Consider the following 1,807-nt stretch of genomic DNA (forward strand, 5'->3'; position numbering starts at 1 on the left):
GGCGGCAGACCAGGGCGGCTCCTCGGCTCCTGCCGAGGCGCCCGCGAACGCCCCGGAGCCAGCCGACACCCACACCGGAGCAGCAAGCCCGGTCCCCGGCTGGGGTGCCGGGGAATTGGCCTGCCTCGAAGAACTCTGGAACCAGGAGTCGGAAGGCAACGCCAGCGTTGAGAAATCGACCGACGGCGGGTATGTTTTCCGGATCCGGCTCGACCGCGGCCTGGATTACATCGAGTCCCGGTACGGTTCGCCGTGCCTGGCCCTGGACTTCCAGCTGGCCAATAACTGGTACTGATTTGCCGGCCGTGCGAATTGTGGCCGGTCCCGCCGCAGGCCGTACCCTTGTAAGGTGAGTTTGACTGCCCCAGCCCCGCCCATCGAGACGCAGCACGAAGCCCGCACCTACCAAGTGCGCACGTTCGGCTGCCAGATGAACGTACACGATTCCGAGCGGCTTGCCGGGCTCCTCGAGGCGGCCGGCATGGTCGAGTCCCAAGGCGGGCAGGCCGACGTCGTGGTGTTCAATACCTGTGCGGTGCGGGAGAACGCCGACAACAAGCTGTACGGCAACCTTGGCCAGCTCGCCCCCGTGAAGGAACGCAACCCCGGCATGCAGATCGCCGTCGGCGGCTGCCTGGCGCAGAAGGACCGGGAGACGATCCTCCGGAAGGCGCCCTGGGTCGACGTCGTGTTCGGCACCCACAACGTGGGTTCGCTTCCCGCCCTGCTGGAACGTGCCCGGCACAACAACGAGGCGCAGCTGGAAATCCTCGAGTCGCTCGATGTCTTCCCCTCGACGCTGCCCACCAAGCGCGACGCGGTGTACTCCGGGTGGGTTTCCATCTCGGTCGGCTGCAACAACACCTGCACGTTCTGCATCGTGCCCTCGCTGCGCGGCAAGGAACGCGACCGCCGGCCGGGGGACATCCTGGCGGAGGTCCAGGCCCTGGTCGACGACGGCGCCATCGAGGTCACCCTGCTGGGGCAGAACGTGAACTCCTACGGCGTTGAATTCGGCGACCGCGGCGCCTTCGCGAAGCTGCTGCGGGCCTGCGGCAGCATTAACGGCCTCGAACGGGTCCGGTTCACCAGCCCGCACCCGGCGGCGTTTACCGATGACGTCATCGAGGCCATGGCCGAAACACCCAACGTCATGCCGCAGCTGCACATGCCGCTGCAGTCCGGGTCGGACAAGGTCCTGAAGGACATGCGCCGGTCCTACCGGTCCACGAAATTCCTCGGCATCCTCGAGAAGGTCCGGGAACGGATTCCGCACGCGGCCATCTCCACCGACATCATCGTCGGATTTCCCGGGGAGACGGAGGAGGACTTCCAAGCCACGCTGGAGGTGGTGGAACGGGCCCGCTTCGCCAGTGCCTTCACCTTCCAGTACTCCAAGCGGCCCGGCACGCCGGCCGCGGAACTGCCGGACCAGCTGCCCAAGGCCGTGGTGCAGGAACGCTACGAGCGCCTGATTGCCCTGCAGGACCGGATTGCCGCCGAAGAGAACGCCAAACAATTGGGCAGCCGGCTCGAGGTCATGGTGACCGCGCAGCAGGGACGCAAGGCGGAAGCGACCCACCGGCTCTCCGGGCGGGCCCGGGATCAGCGGCTGGTGCACTTTTCCGTGCCCGCGGGTGCGCCGGCGCCGCGGCCCGGCGATCTGGTCACGGTGACCGTCACCGAGGCGGCACCGTTCCACCTGATCGCCGACCCGGCATCCGAAGCGGACTACCAGCTGCGCCGCTCGCGCGCCGGGGACGCGTGGGACCGCTCCCAGGCGGATTCCTGTGCGGTACCGGCCGCC

General features: G+C 68.0%; 1 protein-coding gene and 1 pseudogene. Both read left to right on the forward strand.

Annotated elements, in window-relative coordinates; genetic code table 11:
* Positions 1 to 295, forward strand: a pseudogene (locus AC5RUJ_RS15630) (hypothetical protein); the annotation flags it as partial.
* Positions 296 to 349: 54 nt separating this feature from the next.
* Positions 350 to 1,807, forward strand: a 1,458-nt coding sequence (gene miaB / locus AC5RUJ_RS15635; protein WP_494156172.1) for a tRNA (N6-isopentenyl adenosine(37)-C2)-methylthiotransferase MiaB, incomplete at its 3' end; no start/stop codon positions are given.

It is taken from the genome of Arthrobacter sp. Y3223164, assembly GCF_059091005.1.